7 protein-coding genes are annotated in these 5,383 nt (G+C 45.7%); 6 read left to right on the top strand and 1 reads right to left on the bottom strand.

Annotated features, from left to right (window positions below):
• From VFW36_RS09300 to VFW36_RS09290, 3 genes are all read left to right on the top strand, one after another.
• Positions 1-343, top strand: a 343-nt coding sequence (locus VFW36_RS09300; protein ID WP_329658535.1) for a TetR family transcriptional regulator C-terminal domain-containing protein, incomplete at its 5' end; no start/stop codon positions are given.
• 149 nt (positions 344-492) lie between these two features.
• The gene (locus VFW36_RS09295) at positions 493-1,020 is read left to right on the top strand and encodes a hypothetical protein (protein ID WP_329658534.1); all 528 of its coding nucleotides are present in this window, start codon (positions 493-495) and stop codon (positions 1,018-1,020) included.
• Between the two features lie 10 nt (positions 1,021-1,030).
• Positions 1,031-1,774 carry an SDR family oxidoreductase gene (locus VFW36_RS09290; RefSeq protein WP_329658533.1) on the top strand — a complete coding sequence of 248 codons (744 nt, stop codon included), beginning with the start codon at positions 1,031-1,033 and terminating at the stop codon, positions 1,772-1,774.
• A 28-nt stretch (positions 1,775-1,802) separates the two neighbouring features.
• Here VFW36_RS09290 and VFW36_RS09285 read toward each other — a convergent pair whose 3' ends face one another.
• Positions 1,803-2,129, bottom strand: coding sequence for a hypothetical protein (locus tag VFW36_RS09285; RefSeq protein WP_329658532.1), 327 nt, complete (start codon positions 2,127-2,129; stop codon positions 1,803-1,805).
• A 69-nt stretch (positions 2,130-2,198) separates the two neighbouring features.
• On the opposite strand from VFW36_RS09285, the gene VFW36_RS09280 reads away from it, so the two are divergent.
• The 3 genes from VFW36_RS09280 to rpsF form a co-directional block, all read left to right on the top strand.
• On the top strand, positions 2,199-4,160 hold the full coding sequence (locus VFW36_RS09280; protein WP_329658531.1) for a ribonuclease R family protein: 1,962 nt from the start codon (positions 2,199-2,201) through the stop codon (positions 4,158-4,160).
• The gene (gene holA / locus VFW36_RS09275) at positions 4,141-5,106 is read left to right on the top strand and encodes a DNA polymerase III subunit delta (protein ID WP_329658530.1); all 966 of its coding nucleotides are present in this window, start codon (positions 4,141-4,143) and stop codon (positions 5,104-5,106) included. The genes VFW36_RS09280 and holA overlap by 20 nt, the downstream gene beginning before the upstream one ends.
• Before the next feature lie 117 nt (positions 5,107-5,223).
• The coding region (gene rpsF / locus VFW36_RS09270) for a 30S ribosomal protein S6 (RefSeq protein WP_329658536.1) at positions 5,224-5,383 on the top strand (160 nt) is incomplete at its 3' end.

Here is a 5,383-nt window from a genome sequence, read left to right as displayed (position 1 = left end):
TAAAGCGACACTTTTAGCATTGAGTGAGGGGATGATTAACGAACTCAAAGAGACCGGAAAGATAAGAGGGTGTTTGCTTATGAACTCCGGTAAAGAGTGCTATAACCGTCACAGTGCTCTGAGTCATCAGATAGGGGTTGGTCTTCACTTTTTACTTGAAGAGTGTGAGCGATTTGTCAAAGAAGCGCAAGAGAGGGGAGAAATATCTCAACAAAAAGAGGCAAAAATTATCGCAGGGAGATACATAAACGCACTTAATGGAATGATCGTCATAATCCAAGCAGGAGCTTCGCAAGAGTTGATCGATGATTTGAGCGCTAATTTACGTGAACTGTTAGAGTAGCTTTAAAATCCAAAAAATGGGTTTTTGAGGTGCTCTTTTTATTTCACTATTTTTGTACTGACTAGTACACTAATATAGTAATGAAAGTGCTCGCGTAAATTTGAGGTGTACATTTTTGTACTGTTTAGTCTAAAAGAAAAGGATAGCAAATGTGTTTATTAAATATAGTGGAAGAAAATGATGCTACAGGTGTAGTCAAAGCAACGTATGATGAGATTAAAGGAATGTTTGGTGCTGTTCCGGCGGGCTTGAAAATGTGGAGTTTATTGCCTGATGGGTTACAACATCACTGGGAAGGGATTAAAACAAGTTTTGCACAGGATATGGAAACACAAAAATTTGAAACGGTATTACGTTATTTGGTGTCTGAGGCAAAAGAGTGTGAATATTGTTTGGGATTTAACGCCGGAATGCTTATCAATAATTTCGGTATGACGCAAGATGAGCTTATCACAATGGTAAAAGATCCATCAACCGCACCTTTGGATGAAAAACATACATCGCTTTTGCTCTTTGCTCTGAAAGTTGCCAATAAACCGACAAAGGTAAACAGTGCTGATATTGACGAATTGAGAGCATTAAACATGTCCGATAAAGAGATATTTGAGTTGGCGCATCAAACCACACATTTGGTTATGGCAGACGCATTATTGACTGCTTTCAAAGTCCAAGATTAAAGGAACTACTATGAATATGACAAACAATACTATTCTCATCACAGGCGGGACAAGTGGTATCGGCTATGAACTAGCACGACAACTTTGTGAAAAAAATACAGTCATTATTACAGGGCGTAATAGTGAAAAACTAGAAAAAGCAAAAAAAGAGTTAAAAAACATTCATATCTTCAAAAGCGATGTTGCCGATCCTCAGGAGATAACGGCACTGTATGAGATGGTTTCAAAGTCATTTCCTCATCTAAATATCCTGATTAATAATGCAGGTATTTCGAAAAAAATCAATATACATGATGAAAATGATTTCACCCATCTGACCCAAGAGATCAACACCAATCTAAGCGGTGTTATTTATATGTGCAACCAGTTTTTGCCTCTTTTAAAGCGACAAAAAACTGCCGCTATCGTTAATGTCAGTTCTGCGTTGGCATTTGTTCCATTATCCATCACCCCGGTATATTCTGCTACCAAGGCGGCATTGCATTCATTTACACGGTCACTCCGTATTCAGCTAAAACATACCCATGTAAAAGTTATCGAATTGATGCCCTCTGTTACAGAAACCCCTTTATTGGATGAATTTGAACAAAGAGAGCTAGATAAAATGGTAGTCATGCCTGCATCGCAACTTGCTCAAATAGCTATCAAAAAAATGGGTAACGGTACACTAGAGATTAGACCAGGACAAAGTAATGCACTTAAAATGATGAGTCGTATTGCCCCAAATTTTGCACTTAATATGCTCAATAAATAATATCACGAGCCGATGGCTCGTACCTCATTTACGCCGCAAATCCGAGGATATAGTAGGTCGGTTTTCCGTCCACTTTTTGGAGACTTACTTTGTACTTATCCGCAAAATGGTTGATTTTCTCCATTGCGTCACTTGAACTGATCTCACTTGTTGCATCGATCTTGATTTTAAAATAGTCGTTACTGTTCGACATCGCTACATACGATTCATCCGTTTTCAACGCTTCGTGCAAATCCAAAATATGTTTGATAATTTTCTCATACCCTGCCGTATTCTCTTCGATTCGGCTAAGTTGGAGGCTTAATGCTTCATTAGGGGCATATCCGAGTTGGTTTAAAATCGCTTCGTGTGTCATTAGAGTGTTCCTTTGTAAAATTAGAGGAGTTATTCTAACATAGAAGTTTAGTTAGACTATAATATCTCTATGAAATCACTCCTAATTCGTCTTACCCATGGTCTTTATGACCAAGATATTGCCGAGTCTGAACGCGAAATCGTGCAGCAATGGTTTAGTATGAAACTCCTCACGCACGAAGAGGGGAAATACCAGTTTGCTTCTCAGTACCGAGCCGGTATCGTCTCTTTGGCTTCTGAGAGCGGTGCGTATCTTCAGACATTGGGAGAGAGTATCCGCGACCACTTTATCGAAACCAATAATCTAATGGGGGCGAAAAGCGGCGATATGGTTATCGCTCAGCGGCTTTTGGGACGACGCGGCGGTCCACAGGCGAAAGTCGTCGTCATCGCAGGGCGAAGTGAAACCTACAGCGTCGCGGTCGTTACGATGAAAAACGGGTATTTGAGCCTCCAAGACATCCGCACCGATCACCCCGCAGGATTTGCGATCAATGATCTTCCCGAAACAGCCGAGGGATCGCTCTATCAGATCAACAACCAAAGCGGAACGATAGCCGCCTATTTGGGGAACCTTAGTGACCCTAAAGTGGATGAAAAAATCGTCCTCGCCCTCTACAACAAACACGATGCATTTGAGGATGACGTCTTAGCTATGGCACGAGAGTTTCCCAAAGAGGTCGATGCGTCGCTGTATCCCCACCGCCGTGATCTGCGCCACTTGCCGTTTTGTACCATCGATCCCGTAACCGCCAAAGATTTCGATGACGCGATCTGCTACATCCCTGAGACCTCCACCCTCTACGTCGCTATCGCCGATGTGAGCGAATACGTCCACCCCTTCGGTGCGATCGATGCTGAGGCGATTTATCGCAGTTTCTCCATCTATCTCCCCCATCGCTCCATCCCGATGCTCCCGCGAGAACTCAGCGAAACCCTCTGCTCGCTCCAGCCTCTCGTCGATCGTCTCGCCTACACCTTTGAGATGCACATCGATCCAGTAACCTACGAGATGGACTCATTTGAGCTCTATGAGTCGATCATCCATTCGCACCGTCGTTTCAGTTACGAGCAAATCGATGCCTTTTTTGAGGGTAACCACCACGCCGAAAACGAGAAAGAGGCGCAAGTGTTAGCCTATATCCCTCTGCTCAACGAGTTGACGTATAAGCTTCGAGAAGAGCGGATGAAAAAAGGGTATAACTTCCGCTCCAGCGAGTTGGAGATGCGGATAGACGAAGAACAAAATATTGTCTCCACCGAGTTTGCCGTCGAGACACCGTCGCACGCTCTGATCGAAGATTGTATGCTCCTTGCCAACAAAGCGGCCGCATCGATGTACGAGCGGGGGGTATTTCGTATCCACGAATCCCCTAGCCCTCTCAAACTCCAAAGCCTCTACACCGAGTTGGCGAGCATCGGCATTTTCGTCGAGTCCCAAGGCTCGATCAAAGAGACGATCATGGCGATCCAAGCCGAAGCGGAGCGACGCGATCTCATCAGTGAGGTCGATACCCTCATCATCCGCGCTCAGATGCAGGCACGCTATGCTCCTTACAATATGGGGCACTTTGGTCTCGGATTTGATCGCTATACCCATTTTACCTCTCCGATCCGTCGTTACAGCGACCTGATCGTCCACCGCCTCCTCAAAGCGATCAAAGCGGGTGATACCGAAGAGGGATCGTATGTATTGCGAAACATCGAGTCTCTTTGTACCTCCATCAGTGAAAAAGAGCGCGAAGCGAGTGACATCGAAATCCGATTCCAAGAGCGCAAATTCGCCCGTTGGGCGGCCACCGTCATCGGTCAAGAGTTCAAAGCCCGTATCATGCGCGCCGAAGAGCCGTTCATCGCCGAGATTCACGACACCATCACGGGGGCAAAAGTACAAATCACCTCACAATTTGGGTTGATGCTCTTCGATGACATTATCGTCAAAATCGAAACTGCCAACCTCGCCACCGCAAAAATCACCGCGTCGTTTGTACGACATATCGAAAAGGAGTCGGATGAATCGGCAGGATCTTGATCGTCATCTTCAAAACAACAGTGCTCCCCGTGCCATGGCACTCTTCGGCGAGAGCCATTTCCTTATCGACCGCTACGCACACGGACTCGCCCAGATCGAGGGGGCATCCGTTTTGAGCCTCTATCATGACGAATACGATTTCAACACCGCCAAAGCCCACCTTTCGCAAGGGTCGCTCTTCGGGGATAAAAACCTCCTGATCGTCAAACACGAAAAAAAGCTCCCCAAAGCCGAACTCGACACCCTCGTGGAACTCGTCGGAAAAAACAGTGATAACACCTTTATCTACTGCTACTACGGTGAAGATGTCAAAGGAGCCGACACCGCATTCAAAGGTACGCATACGGGATCGGTTCGGTTCTTCCATCCCTTTGCCGCCGAAGCGCGCGCTATAGTGATGCAAGAAGCGCAAGCGCAAGGGGTTCAGCTCGATAATCAAGCGGCATTTCACCTCCTCGACATCCATAACAACGACCTCGCCCTCGCCTGCAACGAGCTCTCCAAACTCTCCATTTTAGGCAAACCGATCGGGATGAAAGAGATCGACGAACATGTTTTCGGTCTGAGTGAAATCAAACTCGACCACTTCATCGCCCGCGTTATCGAGAAAAAAGAGTTCCTCCCCTCACTTCGTCACCTCCTCGAATCGGGAGAAAACGAGATCCAGCTCCTCACCGCCATCAGCGGATTTTTGACCCAACTCTATCTGTTCAACAGCGCCATCAAAATTCACGGTGTCGCCGATTCGGCTCTCGTATTGGGGTATAAACTTCCGGGATTTGTCGAAAAAGAGCGTGCCGCCCTCTCGATCAAAATCTCTCCTGAGGGGTACAAACGGGGGATTAATCTCCTCCTCGATACCGAGCTGAAAATGAAATCAACCGGCTCGCCGGATCAAGAATCGTTGCTTCTTTCTGCGTTACTGAAACTGCAAGCAATCCTTTAACCAAAACTAATATTAAGCTATTTTTCAGTATAATCCGCGCGTTCCTTGCTCTTTGCAACACGACTGTCGTGCTGTATTAACACCATAAGGGGCGAACACCATAAGGAGACATACGCTATGAGACATTACGAAAACTTAGTAATCGTAAAACCTACTCTTACAGAAGAAGAGATTAAAAACACCATCGCTCTCGTTGAAGAAGTGATCACTGCAAACGGCGGTGAGATCGTTGCTCGCGACGCAATGGGAATGAAAAAATTGGCTTACCCGATCGAGA

The sequence above is a fragment of the Sulfuricurvum sp. genome, from assembly GCF_036279695.1.
In the GTDB taxonomy this organism is placed as follows: Bacteria; Campylobacterota; Campylobacteria; order Campylobacterales; family Sulfurimonadaceae; genus Sulfuricurvum.
The sequence above is the reverse complement of the archived record's forward strand: the minus strand, read 5'-3'. Positions and strand labels throughout refer to the sequence as shown.